13 protein-coding genes are annotated in these 15,441 nt (G+C 69.2%); 8 read left to right on the forward strand and 5 right to left on the reverse strand.

The features are described from left to right. Nucleotides 1-27: 27 nt before the first annotated feature. From bioC to bioB, 4 genes are all read right to left on the reverse strand, one after another. The gene (bioC, locus tag E5198_RS07460; RefSeq protein WP_136489369.1) at nt 28-816 is read right to left on the reverse strand and encodes a malonyl-ACP O-methyltransferase BioC; all 789 of its coding nucleotides are present in this window, start codon (nt 814-816) and stop codon (nt 28-30) included. After that, a complete protein-coding gene (locus E5198_RS07465) occupies nt 809-1,531 on the reverse strand; it encodes an alpha/beta fold hydrolase (protein WP_136489370.1) in 723 nt (240 codons plus the stop codon). The genes bioC and E5198_RS07465 overlap by 8 nt, the downstream gene beginning before the upstream one ends. 5 nt (nt 1,532-1,536) lie before the next feature. Then, the gene (gene bioF, locus E5198_RS07470; RefSeq protein ID WP_136489406.1) at nt 1,537-2,709 is read right to left on the reverse strand and encodes an 8-amino-7-oxononanoate synthase; all 1,173 of its coding nucleotides are present in this window, start codon (nt 2,707-2,709) and stop codon (nt 1,537-1,539) included. 86 nt (nt 2,710-2,795) lie between these two features. Beyond that, complete coding sequence (gene bioB, locus E5198_RS07475) at nt 2,796-3,851, reverse strand: biotin synthase BioB (protein WP_136489371.1); 1,056 nt, start codon at nt 3,849-3,851, stop codon at nt 2,796-2,798. 111 nt (nt 3,852-3,962) lie between these two features. Between bioB and E5198_RS07480 the strand changes: the two genes are divergently transcribed. From E5198_RS07480 to E5198_RS07515, 8 genes are all read left to right on the forward strand, one after another. Beyond that, complete coding sequence (locus E5198_RS07480; protein WP_136489372.1) at nt 3,963-4,706, forward strand: ComF family protein; 744 nt, start codon at nt 3,963-3,965, stop codon at nt 4,704-4,706. A gap of 60 nt (nt 4,707-4,766) precedes the next feature. Next, on the forward strand, nt 4,767-4,946 hold the full coding sequence (locus tag E5198_RS07485) for a hypothetical protein (RefSeq protein ID WP_136489373.1): 180 nt from the start codon (nt 4,767-4,769) through the stop codon (nt 4,944-4,946). Between the two features lie 47 nt (nt 4,947-4,993). Next, complete coding sequence (locus tag E5198_RS07490) at nt 4,994-5,968, forward strand: serine/threonine protein kinase (RefSeq protein WP_136489374.1); 975 nt, start codon at nt 4,994-4,996, stop codon at nt 5,966-5,968. 129 nt (nt 5,969-6,097) lie between these two features. Then, entirely contained in the window at nt 6,098-6,994 is an 897-nt protein-coding gene (gene rarD, locus E5198_RS07495) for an EamA family transporter RarD (RefSeq protein WP_136489375.1), read from the forward strand. An 825-nt stretch (nt 6,995-7,819) separates the two neighbouring features. Beyond that, on the forward strand, nt 7,820-9,994 hold the full coding sequence (locus tag E5198_RS07500) for a malate synthase G (protein ID WP_136489376.1): 2,175 nt from the start codon (nt 7,820-7,822) through the stop codon (nt 9,992-9,994). Nucleotides 9,995-10,193: 199 nt separating this feature from the next. After that, nucleotides 10,194-10,742 carry a glutathione peroxidase gene (locus E5198_RS07505; RefSeq protein WP_136489377.1) on the forward strand — a complete coding sequence of 183 codons (549 nt, stop codon included), beginning with the start codon at nt 10,194-10,196 and terminating at the stop codon, nt 10,740-10,742. Between the two features lie 82 nt (nt 10,743-10,824). Further along, nucleotides 10,825-12,759 carry a putative nucleotidyltransferase substrate binding domain-containing protein gene (locus E5198_RS07510; RefSeq protein WP_136489378.1) on the forward strand — a complete coding sequence of 645 codons (1,935 nt, stop codon included), beginning with the start codon at nt 10,825-10,827 and terminating at the stop codon, nt 12,757-12,759. Further along, nucleotides 12,756-13,481, forward strand: coding sequence for a PolC-type DNA polymerase III (locus tag E5198_RS07515; RefSeq protein WP_136489379.1), 726 nt, complete (start codon nt 12,756-12,758; stop codon nt 13,479-13,481). Before E5198_RS07510 ends, E5198_RS07515 begins: the two co-directional genes overlap by 4 nt. A gap of 60 nt (nt 13,482-13,541) precedes the next feature. Here the strand turns inward: E5198_RS07515 and E5198_RS07520 are convergent, their stop codons facing one another. After that, complete coding sequence (locus E5198_RS07520; protein ID WP_136489380.1) at nt 13,542-15,383, reverse strand: putative nucleotidyltransferase substrate binding domain-containing protein; 1,842 nt, start codon at nt 15,381-15,383, stop codon at nt 13,542-13,544. Nucleotides 15,384-15,441 lie beyond the last annotated feature (58 nt).

The following is a 15,441-nucleotide window of genomic DNA, read 5'->3' on the forward strand; positions in this document are numbered from 1 at the left end:
GGAGCGTGGGAGCCATCATGCATCAGCTCAGGGCTTGCGCAGCACCCCGTACAACACCTGCCAACTGGCCGGCAGGCCGTGGTCGTCGCGGAAGCGCTCGTAAGCCTCGACCAGTGCGCGCACCCGCGCGCGGCCGGTGAGGCCGCCGGGGCGGCCGGGGTTGAGGTTGTGGGCGCCGAGGGCCTTGAGCTCGTGGGTCAGCTGGCGCAGGTCGGCGTAGTGCAGCACCCGCCGCTCCGTCGCCAACTCGACCACTTCAAGACCGCTGGCGGCGCACAGCGCCCGGTAGTCCTCGAAGCGGCGGAAGCGGTTGACGTGGACGAAGCCGTCCACCGCCTGCCAGCTGCCCTGCAGTTCCTGCAGGGTGCCGACGCACAGGCTGCTGAAGGCGAATACCCCGCCCGGCGCCAGCACGCGGCGCGCCTCAGCCAGCACGGCGGCGAAGTCCGCGCACCACTGCAGGGCCAGGCTGGAGAAGATCATCTGCTGGCTGGCGGAGGCCAGCGGCAGGCGCTCGGCGTCGCCGCAGACGAAGCGGCTGGCGCCGCCCAGCGGGCGGGCGTGGCGCAGCATGCCCTCGGCGATGTCAACCGCGGTGCCGCTGGCCTGCGGAAAACGCGCGGCCAGCGCGCGACTGAAATGGCCGGTGCCGCTGCCCAGGTCGACCCAACGCGCGGGCTGGCAATCGGCCGGCAGGCGCGCCAGCAGCTCGGCGCCGACCGCACGCTGCAGCTCGGCGACGCTGTCGTAGCTGGCCGCGGCGCGCGAGAAGGAGGCGGCGACCTGGCGCTTGTCGGGCAGGGCGGCGTCAGTCATCGCCGGCCTCGCGGACGAACTCGGCGAGCAGCGCGGCCAGCGCCTGCGGCTGCTCGAGGACGCAGGCGTGGCCACTGCCCTCCAGCAGGTCGACCTCGCCGGCCGGCAGCAGCGCCAGCAGGGCCGCGGCCGCCTCGGCCGGCACCAGGGCGTCGGCCTCGGCCAGCAGGTGCAGTTGCGGGCCGGCGAAACTCGCCAGCGCCGCGCGGTTGTCCAGCGCGGCCAGCACGTCGAGGCCGGCGAGCAGTTGCGCCAGCTCCTGCGCCGGCAGGCCCTGCTGCAGCTGGCGACCCAGCGCGCGGGCCTCCGCGCCGCCCTGGGCGCAGAGCATGGCGAAGCGCCTGAGGGTGGCGGCGGCATCGGTCGCGCAGCCGGCGCGGAAGGCGGCGAAGGTATCCGCGGCCATGGCGCCCGGCCAGTCGGCGCGGGCGACGAAGCAGGCGTTGCTGGCCAGGGTCAGCAGGCCCTTGCAGCGCGCGCCGCGCCGTGCGGCCAGCGCGCCGGCGAGCATGCCGCCCAGCGACCAGCCGCCCAGCCAGCAATCGGCGCTCAGGCGCGCGTCCAGCTCGGCCAGCCAAATCTCGGGATCGGCGGACTCAAGCGCCGGCAGCTCGGCCAGCTCGGTCGGCAGGCCCTGTTCGTTGAGGGCGGCCACCAGCGGTTGCAGCGCGGCCGGGCCGAGGCCCCAGCCGGGCAGCAGGATCAGTCGGGTCATGGCGTTCATTCCTCCAGCGGCGGCAGCAGCGCCTGACATTCGCCCAGCGCTTCGAGCAGGCGCTCGAGCTGCGCGAAGCTGTGCGCGGCGGACAGGGTCACCCGCAGCCGCGCGGTGCCGGCCGGCACGGTGGGCGGGCGGATGGCGCCGACCATCAGGCCGCGCTCGCGCAGCAGGCGGGAGAATTCCACGGCACGGGCGCTGTCGCCGATCAGCAGCGGCTGGATCGGCGTCGGGCTGTCCATCAGGGTCAGGCCCAGCTCGGCGGCGCCGGCGCGGAAGCGGGCGATCAGCGCATTCAGGTGTTCGCGGCGCCAGCCCTCGGTGCGCAGCAGTTCGAGGCTTTTCAGCGTGGCGCAGGCCACCGCCGGCGGCTGGCTGGTGGTGTAGATGTACGGGCGGGCGAACTGGATCAGCGTCTCGATCAGCTCCGCGCTGCCGGCGACGAAGGCGCCGGCGGTGCCGAAGGCCTTGCCGAGGGTGCCGACCAGCACCGGCACGTCTTCCAGGCCCAGGCCGAAGTGCTCGACGATGCCGCCGCCGCTGGCGCCCAGCGGGCCGAAGCCGTGGGCGTCGTCGACCATCAGCCAGGCGCCCTTCTGCTTCGCCGCGGCGCACAGCGCCGGCAGGTCGGCCAGATCGCCGTCCATGCTGAACACGCCGTCGGTCACCACCAGGCTGTTGCCGCTCGCCTTGGCGAGGCGGCTGGCCAGGCTGGCGGCATCGTTGTGCAGGTAGCGCGAGAAGCGCGCGCCGGAGAGCAGGCCGGCGTCGAGCAGCGAGGCGTGGTTGAGGCGATCCTCCAGCACGCTGTCGCCCTGGCCGACCAGCGCGGTGACCGCGGCCAGGTTGGCCATGTAGCCGGTGGAGAACAGCAGCGCGCGCGGCCGGCCGGTGAACTCGGCCAGCGCCTCTTCGAGTTCATGGTGCGGCTGGCTGTGGCCGATCACCAGGTGCGAGGCGCCGCCGCCGACGCCCCACTTTTCCGCACCCTGCTGCAGCACGCGGATCACCTCGGGGTGATTGGCCAGGCCGAGGTAGTCGTTGGAGCAGAAGGCCAGCAGCTTCTGGCCGTCGACCACCACCTCCGGGCCCTGCGGGCTTTCGAGCAGCGGGCGCTGGCGGAACAGGTTGTCGGCGCGGCGGGCGGCGAGACGGGCGGCGAGGTCGAAGGGCACGGCGTGGCTCCAGGCGACAAACGGCATGCAGGGGCGAATTCATTCGCCCAGGGCGCGCCCAGGCGAATGAATTCGCCCCTACAGAATCAGACGGAAGCGGCGGCGTCGGTGAACAGCTGCGAATTGCGCTGCTCGACCAGCGCCTGCTCGATGGCGGCCTGGTGCACCTCGTCGGCGTGCTCCTCGCGGGCCTCGGGCTTGATGCCCAGGCGCTGGAACAGGCGCATGTCGCGCTCGGCCTCGGGGTTGCCGGTGGTCAGCAGCTTCTCGCCGTAGAAGATCGAGTTGGCGCCGGCGAGGAAGGCCAGGGCCTGCATCTGCTCGTTCATCTGCTCGCGACCGGCGGACAGGCGCACGTGCGACTGCGGCATAAGGATGCGCGCCACCGCCAGGGTGCGGATGAAGTCGAACGGATCGACGTCCTCGGCCTCGGCCAGCGGGGTGCCCTTGACCTTGACCAGCATGTTGATCGGCACCGACTCCGGGTGCTCCGGCAGGTTGGCCAACTGGATCAGCAGGCCCAGGCGGTCGTCCAGCGACTCGCCCATGCCGAGGATGCCGCCGGAGCAGATCTTCATGCCTGCCTCGCGCACGTAGCCGAGGGTCTGCAGGCGCTCGGCGTAGGTCCGGGTGGTGATGATGTTGCCGTAGAACTCCGGCGAGGTGTCGAGGTTGTGGTTGTAGTAGTCGAGGCCGGCGTCGGCCAGGGCCATGGTCTGCTCCTGGTCGAGGGTGCCGAGGGTCATGCAGGTCTCAAGGCCCATGGCCTTGACGCCCTTGACCATCTCCAGCACGTAGGGCATGTCCTTGGCGCTCGGGTGCTTCCAGGCGGCGCCCATGCAGAAACGGGTCGAGCCGATGGCCTTGGCCTCGGCGGCGGCCTGCAGCACCTTCTGCACCTCCATCAGCTTTTCCTTGTCCAGGCCGGTGTTGTAGTGGCCGGACTGCGGGCAGTACTTGCAGTCTTCCGGGCAGGCGCCGGTCTTGATCGACAGCAGGGTCGACACCTGCACCTCGTTGGCGTTGAAGTGCTGGCGGTGCACGCCCTGGGCCTGGAAGATCAGGTCGTTGAACGGCTGGGTGAACAGGGCGCGGACCTCGTCGAGGGTCCAGTCGTGGCGCAGGGAAGCGTTGGCACTCATCGGGCGGTGTTCCTTGTTATGGGGACAGCACACCCCTGCTAGAGTGGCGGGGCGGCACGGATGCCGCATCTTCTCCGGGCAGCGGAGAGGCTGTCAACCGCAGGGAAAGGCATGGTTTACATCTGGACGAAATTCATACAGCGCTTGCAGAGCCACGCTGCCGCCCTGCGCCGCCCCGGCGCCTGCCTGCTCTGCGATGGCCCCGCCGACACCGCCCACGCCCTGTGCAGCGCCTGCCAGGACGAGCTGCCCTGGCTGGGGCCGCAGTGCAGCGTCTGCGCCCTGCCGCTGCCGGCGGCGGGCCTGACCTGCGCCGCCTGCCTGCGGCGTCCACCGAGCTTCGCGCGGGTCGAGGCGCCGTGGCGCTACGCCTTCCCGGTCGACGCGCTGGTCACCCGCTTCAAGCACCAGAGCGCCTGGCCCTTCGGTCGCCTGCTCGGCGCGCTGCTCGCCGAGCACCTGCGCCACGCCCATCTGGAAGGCCTGCCGCGCCCCGAACTGCTGCTGCCGGTGCCGCTGGCCCGCGCGCGCCTGCGCCGGCGCGGCTTCAACCAGGCGGCGCTGCTGGCGCGCTGGCTGGGCGAGGCCCTGCGCATCGAGGTGCGCGAGGATCTCGTGCTGCGCCCGCAGGACACCGCGGCCCAGCAGGGTCTGGACGCCGCGGCGCGCCGGCGCAACCTGCGCGGCGCCTTCGCCCTGGTCGATGCGCAGGCCCTCGCCGGCCGCCATGTCGCCCTGGTCGACGACGTGCTGACCACCGGCGCCACCGCCGAGGCGCTGGCGCGCCTGCTGCGCCGGGCCGGCGCGGCGCGGGTCGACGTCTACTGCCTGGCGCGCACCCCGGCGCCGGACTGACGGGCTACGCTGTGTGCAGAGGGAACGCATCAACCACATCAGGTCGGGGGAACAAAAGCCATGAGCATCGCCCACTGCCGCGAGTGTCACCGGGAAGTCGAGCGCCACGCCCGCCGCTGCCCGCACTGCAACGCGGAGATCCCCGGCGAGGGCAAGCTGCTGCTGCTCGCCAAGTACTGCCTGTTCTTCGTGATCCTCGGCGCTCTCATGTACGCCCTGTTCAACTTCATCGGCGGTTGACGCGACCGGCAGGGGGTACACTGCGGGCTCACCGACTGGAGCCCGCCATGAGCCACCCCTTCTCCGCCCTCACCCCCGACCTGGTGCTGGACGCCGTGGAAAGCCTCGGCTTTCTCAGCGACGCCCGCGTGCTGGCGCTGAACAGCTACGAGAACCGCGTCTACCAGGTCGGCATCGAGGGCGAGGTGCCGCTGATCGCCAAGTTCTACCGCCCCGGGCGCTGGAGCGATGCGGCGATCCGCGAGGAGCACGCCTTCAGTTTCGAGCTGGAAGCCCACGAGGTGCCGGTGGTGGCGCCGCTGCTGGTCGGCGGCGACAGCCTGTTCGAGCACGCCGGTTTCCGCTTCGCCCTGTTCCCGCGCCGCGGCGGCCATGCCCCGGAGCCGGGCGATCTTGACCAGTTGTACCGCTTCGGCCAGTTGCTCGGCCGCCTGCACGCCATCGGCGCCAGCCGGCCGTTCCAGCATCGCGAGGCGCTGACGGTGGCCAACTTCGGCCACGAGTCGCTGGCCACCCTGCTCGACGGCAACTTCATCCCGCGCAGCCTGCTGCCGGCCTACGAGTCGGTGGCGCGCGACCTGCTGGCGCGCCTGGATGCGCTGTTCGCCGCCACGCCCTACCAGGCGATCCGCCTGCACGGCGACTGCCACCCCGGCAACCTGCTGTACCGCGACGAGCGCTTCCACATCGTCGACCTCGACGACTGCCGCATGGGCCCGGCGGTGCAGGACCTGTGGATGCTGCTGGCCGGCGAGCGCCAGGAGCGCCTGCGCCAGATCAGCGAGCTGATCGACGGCTACCAGGAGTTCCACGACTTCGCCCCGCGCGAGCTGGCGCTGATCGAGGGCCTGCGCAGCCTGCGCCTGATCCACTACAGCGCCTGGCTGGCGCGGCGCTGGGACGACCCGGCGTTTCCCATGAGCTTTTCCTGGTTCGGCAGCGAGCGCTACTGGGGCGAGCAGGTGCTGACCCTGCGCGAGCAACTGGCGGCGCTCGACGAGGAACCGCTGCGCCTGTACTGAACTGTCAGGAAAAGCTGACGGCGGCGTGCCGGGCGGCCCGTGCCGGCACCGCGCCGCCACAGACAGCCACCCGGCCAGGCCCTAGAATGGTGCACTCATTTACTTAGCTTCCTAATAATTGGAGCCGCCATGAGCACCGCCACCCCGCGCCGGGGGCTTGTCCTGGGCCTCACCGCCTACCTCATCTGGGGCCTGTTCCCGCTGTACTTCAAGGCCATCGAGCAGATCCCCGCCCTCGAGATCATCGTCCACCGCGTGCTCTGGTCGGCGCTGTGCGGCAGCCTGCTGCTGCTGGCCTGGAAGCATCCGGGCTGGTGGCGCGAGCTGCGCGACAACCCGCGCCGCCTCGCCATCCTCGCCGCCAGCGGCGCGCTGATCGCCACCAACTGGCTGACCTACGTGTGGGCGGTGAACAACGGCCACATGGTCGAGGCCAGCCTCGGCTACTACATCAATCCGCTGCTCAACGTGCTGCTGGCCATGCTGCTGCTCGGCGAGCGCCTGCGCCCGCTGCAGTGGCTGGCGGTGCTGCTCGCCGCCGCCGGGGTGGCCCAGCAGGTCTGGCAGCTCGGCAGCCTGCCGTGGATCTCCCTGCTGCTGGCGCTGTCGTTCGCCTTCTACGGCCTGATCCGCAAGCAGGCGCCGGTGGCGGCGCTGCCCGGCCTGGTGGTGGAAACCTGGCTGATGCTGCCGGCGGCGCTCGGCTGGCTGCTGCTGCATCCGGCCGCGCAGAGCGCCCAGCCCGGCTTCTGGAGCGGCAGCGACGCCCTGTGGCTGGCCGCCGCCGGGCCGGTGACGCTGATCCCGCTGGTCTGCTTCAACGCCGCCGCACGGCACATGTCCTACGCCAGCCTCGGCTTCCTGCAGTACCTGGCGCCGACCCTGGTGCTGCTGCAGGCGGTGCTGCTGTTCGGCGAGCCGCTGCAGGGCCCGCAGCTGCTGGCCTTCGCCTGCATCTGGCTGGGCCTCGCCGTGTTCAGCCTCGACAGCCTGCGCGGGCTGCGCCGCGCCGCCAGTCCCGCCTGATCGTTTTTCGATCAACACCCTGCAGGCCGCGCCAGCCGCGGCCTGCAGCGGACTGCCCCGAGGTTGTCCACAGGGTGGTTCACCTCCACTGTGCACAAGCGCCAGCGACCGGGCTGTGCAGAAAATCGCCAGACCCCCTGCGCAGCCCGCGGCTGGCGCGGCCTGGCGATCCATCCCGAGCTTATCCACAGGCTGATCCCCCGCCGCTGTGGAAAACCCCGTGCCGACGTGCCCGCCGGGCGCTGATCAAGATTCGACCAATCGCCTGCAGGCCACGCCAGCCGTGGCCTGCAGCCAGCTGCGCGCAGCTTGTCCACACCCTGATCCACCTCCTGTGTGGACAACAATGGCCTGTGCACAGGGCCGCGAAAGCGGCTTTTCCACAGCTTGTGGAAAAAATCCTGCTCAAAAAACAGCCAGATGCCGCCAGACCCCGCCGGCACTGGGCTGCAGCCAGCGCTCCAGAGGTTGTCCACAGGCGCATCCACGTCCGCCGTGCATAACCCCGGCGGCGCTGATCAAGAATCGATCGATCGCCTGCAGGCCGCGCCATGCCTGGCCTGCAGCACTGTGCCCCATGCTTGTCCACAGCCCCATCCACGCCAAACGGGGACAAGCGCCGGGCACCACCGGCCACAGCCCCGCAGGCGCTGTGGACAACCACCCCGCATCGGCCTTGGGTCGCGGTTTTCCACGACTTTTGTCGAAGTGCGCCCTGCCCTTCATACATTTCTCATCCGGCTTCATGTAGTATCCAGCGACCGAGCACTACATGAACGGCGTGGCCGCAGTCCCAGGCGGCTGCCAAGCAGAGTGAGGCAAGCAATGACTGAACGCGTGCAAGTCGGTGGCCTGCAGGTCGCCAAAGCCCTTTACGACTTCGTCACCAACGAAGCCATTCCCGGTACCGGCGTCAGCGCCGACCAGTTCTGGGCTGGCGCCGACAGCGTGATCCACGACCTGGCGCCGAAGAACCGCGCCCTGCTGGCCAAGCGTGACGAGCTGCAGGCCAAGATCGACGCCTGGCACCAGGAGCGCGCCGGCCAGGGCCACGACGCCGTGGCCTACAAGGCCTTCCTGCAGGAAATCGGCTACCTGCTGCCGGAAGCCGAAGACTTCCAGGCCACCACCGAGAACGTCGACGACGAGATCGCCCGCATGGCCGGCCCGCAGCTGGTAGTGCCGGTGATGAACGCGCGCTTCGCCCTGAACGCCGCCAACGCCCGCTGGGGCTCGCTGTACGACGCCCTGTACGGCACCGACGCCATCCCGGAAACCGACGGCGCCGAGAAGACTGCCGGCTACAACCCGCTGCGCGGCGCCAAGGTCATCGCCTTCGCCCGCGCCTTCCTCGACGAGGCCGCGCCGCTGGAAGGCGCCTCCCACGTCGACGCCACCGGCTACGCCATCGACGGCGGCAAGCTGGTCGTCAGCTTGGCCAACGGCAGCACCGGCCTGCAGAACCCGGCCCAGCTGATCGGCTTCCAGGGCGAAGCCGCGGCGCCCAAGGCCGTGCTGCTGAAGAACAACGGCATCCACTTCGAGATCCAGATCGACCGCAACAGCCAGATCGGCAAGACCGACGCGGCGGGCGTGAAGGACGTGCTGATGGAAGCCGCGCTGACCACCATCATGGACTGCGAGGACTCGGTCGCCGCGGTCGATGCCGAAGACAAGGTCATCGCCTACAAGAACTGGCTGGGCCTGATGAAGGGCGACCTGGCCGAGGAAGTGGCCAAGGGCGGCACCACCTTCACCCGCACCATGAACCCGGACCGCGTCTACACCGCGGCCAATGGCGGCGAGCTGACCCTGCACGGTCGTTCCCTGCTGTTCGTGCGCAACGTCGGTCACCTGATGACCAACGACGCGATCCTCGACAAGGACGGCAACGAGGTGCCGGAAGGCATCATGGACGGCCTGGTCACCAGCCTGATCGCCATCCACAACCTCAGCGGCAACACCAGCCGCAAGAACAGCCGCACCGGCAGCGTGTACATCGTCAAGCCGAAGATGCACGGCCCGGAAGAAGCCGCCTTCACCAACGAGCTGTTCGGCCGCATCGAGGACGTCCTCGGCCTGGCGCGCAACACCCTCAAGGTCGGCATCATGGACGAGGAGCGCCGCACCACCGTCAACCTCAAGGCGTGCATCAAGGCCGCCCGCGAGCGCGTGGTGTTCATCAACACCGGCTTCCTCGACCGCACCGGTGACGAGCTGCACACCTCCATGGAGGCCGGCGCCTTCATCCGCAAGGGCGACATCAAGAACGCCGCCTGGATCAAGGCCTACGAGAACTGGAACGTCGACATCGGCCTGGCCACCGGCCTGTCCGGTCGCGCGCAGATCGGCAAGGGCATGTGGGCCATGCCCGACCTGATGGCCGGCATGCTCGAGCAGAAGATCGTCCACCCGATGGCCGGCGCCAACACCGCCTGGGTGCCGTCGCCGACCGCCGCCGCGCTGCACGCCCTGCACTACCACAAGGTCGACGTGTTCGCCCGCCAGCAGGAGCTGGCCAAGCGCGAGCGCGCCTCGCTGGACGACATCCTGACCATCCCGCTGGCGCCGAGCATCAGCTGGAGCGCCGAGGAGATCCAGAACGAGCTGGACAACAACGCCCAGGGCATCCTCGGCTACGTGGTGCGCTGGATCGACCAGGGCGTCGGCTGCTCCAAGGTGCCGGACATCAACGACATCGGCCTGATGGAAGACCGCGCCACCCTGCGCATCTCCAGCCAGCACATCGCCAACTGGCTGCGCCACGGCGTGTGCTCCGAGGCCCAGGTGCGCGAGACCTTCGAGCGCATGGCTCTGGTGGTCGACCGCCAGAACGCCAACGACCCGCTGTACCGGCCGATGGCGCCGAACTTCGACGACAACATCGCCTTCCAGGCCGCCCTGGAACTGTGCATCGAAGGCACCAGGCAGCCCAACGGCTACACCGAGCCGGTGCTGCACCGCCGTCGTCGCGAGTTCAAGGCTCGCAACGCCCAGTAATACCCCGCCGGCCTGCCGGCAACCCGGGAGCGCCCTGCGCTCCCGTCCACGACGCGCCGCGCTCCCCCGGGAGGCGGCGCGTCGTGCGTTGTGGCCCGGCAAAAACCGGCCGGACACGGCCAATGGCCGATTGCCAGCGACACGACGGGCGGTTAGCGTGGCCCGATGGGTACCTGACAGACCCACTCCGGAGACAGCCATGCGCCGTTTACGTTTTCTCCTCGGCCTGCCCCTGCTGCTGGGCAGCCTCGGTGTCCAGGCCGCCGACTGCGGCCCGCTGCTGCAAGGCAGCCTGCCGCCCCTGCGCGGCAAGGAACCCATCGACCTGTGCCGCTTCGCCGGCAAGCCGCTGCTGGTGGTCAACACCGCCAGCCACTGCGGCTTCACCGGCCAGTTCAAGGGCCTGGAGGCGCTCTACCAGCGCTACCGTGGCCAGGGCCTCGAGGTGCTCGGCGTGCCGTCCGACGACTTCCGCCAGGAGGCCGACGACGCCGCGGAAACCGCCACGGTCTGCTACGTCAACTACGGCGTCACCTTCAGCATGAGCGCCGTGCAGAAGGTCACCGGCCAGGAGGCCATCCCGCTGTTCCGCAACCTCGCCGCGCAGAGCGGGCCGCCGCGCTGGAACTTCTACAAGTACGTGATCGACCGCCAGGGCAAGGTGGTGGCCAGTTTCTCCAGCATGACCGGACCGGATGATGCGAAACTGCTCGCGGCCGTGGAACAGGCCATCGCGTCGCAGCCCTGAGTGCAGCCAGCCTGGCGCAGATCAGGGGCTGCGCCAGGGTGCCGCGCGAATCATCAACGGACGCCCCCCGGAGAACCACAAGATGAGCAAGAACGATGGTTTCGCGGAGGTCGGCAAGACCGCCGTCCTGCAGAACATCCAGGGCACCATGCACTTCCTGCTGCGCTATGCCCCGTTCAACCAGATGGAACTCAGCCACCTGGCGCAGATGGTCGAGCAGTGCCGCCTGCGCTTCTACGCCGCCGGCGATCCGATCGTCGGCCCGAGCGACGGCAAGATCGAGGATGTCTACATCGTCAAGCAGGGGCTGGTGCTCGGCCAGCGGCCGACCCTCAGCGGCGACGGCATGGAGACCACCCAGGAGATCGCCCCGGGCGAATGCTTCCCGGTGGCGGCCATGGTCAGCGAGCGCGCCACCCGCAGCCACTACATCGCCGCCGAGGACACCTTCTGCCTGCAGCTCGGCCGCGCCGCCTTCGTCCACACCTACAACCAGTCGGAGGCCTTCCGCGACTTCGCCCTGCGCGGGGTCAGCAGCCTGGTCGGCCAGGTGCAGCAGCAGGTGCAGATGCAGGCTGCGGAAAGCCTCGGCGCCCGCTATTCGCTGGAGACCCGGCTGAACATCCTCGCCGCCCCCGAGCCGGTGACCTGCCGCAGCGGCATCAGCCTGCGCGATGCGGTGAAGCTGATGCACGAGAAGCACGTCGGCAGCCTGATCATGATCGACGACCGCCACTACCCCATCGGCATCTTCACCCTGCGCGACCTGCGCCGGGTGATCGCCGACGGCAGCGGCGACCTGCAGCAGCCGCTCGACGAGCTGATGACCCCCGATCCCATCCACCTGCCGCCGACCGCCACCGCCTTCGAGGCGGCGCTGACCATGACCCGGCGGCGCATCGCCCACATCTGCGTGGTGGAGATGGGCCGGCTGGTCGGCGTGCTGTCCGAGCGCGACCTGTTCTCCCTGCAGCGCGTCGACCTGGTGCATCTGGCGCGCACCATCAGCGCGGCGCCGCATATCGACACCCTGGTCGAACTGCGCGAGGAAATCGCCCACCTGATCGACAACATGCTCGCCCATGGCGCCAACCCGGAGCAGCTGACCCACATCATCACCCTGCTCAACGACCACACCGTGGCGCGGGTCATCGAGCTGATGATCGAGGCGCACGGCGATCCCGGCGTGCCCTTCACCTGGCTGGTATTCGGCAGCGAGGGGCGCCGCGAGCAGGCGCTGCTCACCGACCAGGACAACGGCATCCTGTTCGAGGCCGCCAGCCCCGAGGAGGCCGAACGGATCCGCCAGCGCCTGCTGCCGCTGGCCCGGGCGATCAACGCCGCGCTGGACCGCTGCGGCTTCGCCCTGTGCAACGGCAACATCATGGCCGGCAACCCGGAGCTGTGCCTGTCGCGTCAGGAGTGGCTGCGCCGCTTCAGCGGGATGATCCAGAGTCCGACCCGCGACAACCTGATGCACTCGTCGATCTTCTTCGACCTGCGCCCGGTCTGGGGGCCGAGCGAAGGCTGCCGGCAGCTCCAGGAAGCGCTGCTGCAGATGATCGAAGGCAACAGCTTGTTCCAGCACATGATGGCGGTCAACGCCCTGCGCCATCCGCCACCCATCGGCCGCTTCCGCGACTTCATCGTCGCCAGCCGCGGTGACGACAAGGACACCCTGGACATCAAGGTGGAAGGCCTGATGCCCTTCGTCGAAGGGGTGCGCATCCTCGCCCTCGCCCATGGCATCGGCGAGTGCAACACCCTCGAACGCCTGCGCCAGCTGGGCGCGCGCGGCGTGCTCAAGGCCCAGGACGCCGCCGCCTACGAGGAGGCCTACCACTTCATCCAGATGACGCGCATGCAGCTGCACCAGCGCCAGGAGCGCGCCGGCCAGCCGCTGAGCAACCGCCTCGATCCCGACACCCTCAATCAACTGGACCGGCGCATCCTGCGCGAGTCCTTCCGCCAGGCCCAGCGCCTGCAGAGCAGCCTGAGCGTGCGCTACCAGCTATGAATCCGATCCGCGCCCTGTTGTCCCGCCTGCAGCGCCGCCACCTGGAACTCGACGACCAGCAGCGCCAGCGCCTGCGGGCGCTGCCGCCGCCTCCGCCGCCGGCGCTGGCTACCCCGCTGCACCGGCAGCGCTTCGTGGTGCTCGACCTGGAAACCACCGGCCTGAACCTCAGCCGCGACATCGTCATCTCGATCGGCGCAGTCGCCATCGACGGTGGCGCCATCGACATGGCGCAGCAGTTCGAATGCACCCTGCGCCGCCAGGTCAAGGTCAACGAGGCCGTGCTGATCCACGGCATCGCGCCCAGCGAGCTGGCCGCCGGCCAGCCGCCGGCCGAGGCCCTGCTCAGCTTCATGGAGTTCGCCGCCGACAGCGTGATGCTGGCTTTCCACGCGCCCTTCGACCAGCGCATGCTGACCCGCGCGCTGAAGCACGAACTGGGCTACAGCCTGGAGAACCCCTTCCTCGACGTCGCCGACCTGGCGCCCATGCTGTTCCCCGAGGTGCTGACCCGGCGCGGCAGCCTGGATTTCTGGATGGACTACTTCGGCCTCGACATCGCCCAGCGCCATCACGCCTCGGCGGATGCCCTGGCCACTGCGGAAATCGCCCTGATCCTGTTCAACCGCGCCCGGCGCATGGGCATCGAGCGGGTCGACGAACTGGCCGAGCGGGTCAGGTACTGGCAGCGCGCCCGCGAGGCCGCGCAGCGCTCCATCTGAGCGCGGCGACCTGCGTGGGCCTGCGGACGCCGCGCAGAGCGGCCGCGTGCCGGCCGCGCCTCAGGCGTTGATGTGGTAACGCAACGCGAACAGCTTCTTGAAGTCCTTCACCACATGCAGGGCATCGCGCAGCAGGTCGCGCTCGAGCTTGTTCAGCTTCTGCAGGTCGATGAGGTTGGGGGTCCGGTCCTGGCCCTTCGCACTGGCCTCGATACGCTGCATCTGCTGGTTCAGGCGCAACTGGATGAAGATCGACAGAGCCTCGCCGAGGTTCTCGCCCATGGCCTTGTCCATCCGGCCCATCGCCACCAGCACCTCGATGCGCCTGAAGGTGTTGGTCTCCAGGATGCGCTGCTCCAGCGCCATGGTCCTGACCCCGTGGACGATGGGGAAGATGCCGCCCTTCTTGATGTCCAGCTGCTCCTTGTCGCGCAGGTTGCCGAAGATGGTCAGCGGCGTATCGAAGTTCAGCGCGGCCTTGGCGAAGTGCGAGAAGAAGATGTCGTTGCTCTGCACCCGGCGCAGGAAGGCATTCCTCGCCACCTTGAACAGGGCGATGTTGCCGGCGATCGGCTTGCTGTCCACGGCGATGGCCAGGTTCATCACCGACGCGCCATCGTAGCTGTGACTCCAGTGCGTCAGCTTGCGCGCCCACTCCTCGATCGAGTTCACCCACTCGGGATTGGACACCATGATGTTGCCCGGGCAGGGCGGAAAGCCGAAGCTGATCAGGGTCTCGCTGAAGTGGCGCATGGTGTCCATCATCCCGGGCCACTCCAGCCCGTCGCGCACCAGCAGCGCATTGTCCTGGTCGGTCTTCATGATCTGCTCGCCGCGCCCCTCGGAGCCCATCACGATCAGGCAGACGTGCGGGCGCATGTCCTGGGGAATGAGCAGATCGAACAGCCTGGAAATGATCCGTCCGTTCATGGCGGCCAGCAGCTCCATGGTGAAGCGGATCTTCACCCCGGTGGAGATCAGCGCGCGGATCAGGTCGGTGAGCCCCAGCGCCGCCTCGCGCAGTTCCTCGATGGTGTTGGCGCGCTCGACGCGCAGGCCGATGACGTGGGAATGGCTGGAGAAGTGGCTGAGCACATCGGTCAGCTCGACGACCCCGACCAGGGCGCCGTCCTCGCCCATGACCACGACCCGCTCGATCTGATGCTGGGTCATCAGGATCAGTGCATTGAACAGGTAGTCGTCGGGCTCCGCGGTGACCAGGCGGTAGCTGGCGATCTCGGCGACATCCGTGGCCAGCGGCATCCCCTTCAGCACCACCGCATCGAGCAGGTCGGTGCGGGTCACCATGCCGTAGCGGTTGCCCTTCCTCGCCAGCAGGCAGTCCGACTTCATCTCGCGCATCAGGCGGGTCGCCTCGTGCAGACTGGTGCCGCCCGCCACGATCGGCGGCTCGCGCACCATGCCATCGCTGATCCGGGCCAGCATGAACTCGGTCATGTCCTGGCCCTGCCCGTGCTGCGCGACGATCTCCCGCTTGGCCGCCAGGCTCTGCTGGAAGTAGTCGGCAAACCGCGGGTTGCTGGCCATCAGCTCCAGCAGGATCCTGGTCGGCAGCACATGGCCGATGGTTTCCTCGACCGCGATGAAGTTGTGGATCGCCACGCCATTGATCGCGGACCAGCCGCCAAAATAGTCCTCGTCCTCGTAATGCACGAAAACGTGGCTGGCCAGCGGCTTGCCATCGGCATCCGGCTCGGCCACATCGCTTTCCGCGACGCGGCCTCTGGCAATGACGAATACGCCCTGCGGCGGCTTGCCCGCCTCGATGATCGCCTCGCCCTTGTGGAAGCTGGCAATCTCCAGGCTGTCGCTCAGCAAGGCCTGCTCCCGCGCATCCAGCAGACTGAAGGGCAGGTTATCCATCTTGAACGAAACCGACATGACAAGCTCTCCGTCCTGATTGTTGTTCCTGTCAGACGCTCGAAGCGGCAAGCCCGGT

Source organism: Pseudomonas sp. A-1 (assembly GCF_004801855.1).
In the GTDB taxonomy this organism is placed as follows: Bacteria; Pseudomonadota; Gammaproteobacteria; order Pseudomonadales; family Pseudomonadaceae; genus Geopseudomonas.

What these genes read in the sequence shown, in the direction of transcription:
- bioC (WP_136489369.1), bottom strand. Translation starts at nt 816, where the DNA reads ATGACTGACGCCGCCCTGCCCGACAAGCGCCAGGTCGCCGCCTCCTTC.
- E5198_RS07465 (WP_136489370.1), bottom strand. Translation starts at nt 1,531, where the DNA reads ATGACCCGACTGATCCTGCTGCCCGGCTGGGGCCTCGGCCCGGCCGCG.
- bioB (WP_136489371.1), bottom strand. Translation starts at nt 3,851, where the DNA reads ATGAGTGCCAACGCTTCCCTGCGCCACGACTGGACCCTCGACGAGGTC.
- E5198_RS07480 (WP_136489372.1), top strand. Translation starts at nt 3,963, where the DNA reads ATGGTTTACATCTGGACGAAATTCATACAGCGCTTGCAGAGCCACGCT.
- E5198_RS07485 (WP_136489373.1), top strand. Translation starts at nt 4,767, where the DNA reads ATGAGCATCGCCCACTGCCGCGAGTGTCACCGGGAAGTCGAGCGCCAC.
- E5198_RS07490 (WP_136489374.1), top strand. Translation starts at nt 4,994, where the DNA reads ATGAGCCACCCCTTCTCCGCCCTCACCCCCGACCTGGTGCTGGACGCC.
- rarD (WP_136489375.1), top strand. Translation starts at nt 6,098, where the DNA reads ATGAGCACCGCCACCCCGCGCCGGGGGCTTGTCCTGGGCCTCACCGCC.
- E5198_RS07500 (WP_136489376.1), top strand. Translation starts at nt 7,820, where the DNA reads ATGACTGAACGCGTGCAAGTCGGTGGCCTGCAGGTCGCCAAAGCCCTT.
- E5198_RS07505 (WP_136489377.1), top strand. Translation starts at nt 10,194, where the DNA reads ATGCGCCGTTTACGTTTTCTCCTCGGCCTGCCCCTGCTGCTGGGCAGC.
- E5198_RS07510 (WP_136489378.1), top strand. Translation starts at nt 10,825, where the DNA reads ATGAGCAAGAACGATGGTTTCGCGGAGGTCGGCAAGACCGCCGTCCTG.
- E5198_RS07515 (WP_136489379.1), top strand. Translation starts at nt 12,756, where the DNA reads ATGAATCCGATCCGCGCCCTGTTGTCCCGCCTGCAGCGCCGCCACCTG.
- E5198_RS07520 (WP_136489380.1), bottom strand. Translation starts at nt 15,383, where the DNA reads ATGTCGGTTTCGTTCAAGATGGATAACCTGCCCTTCAGTCTGCTGGAT.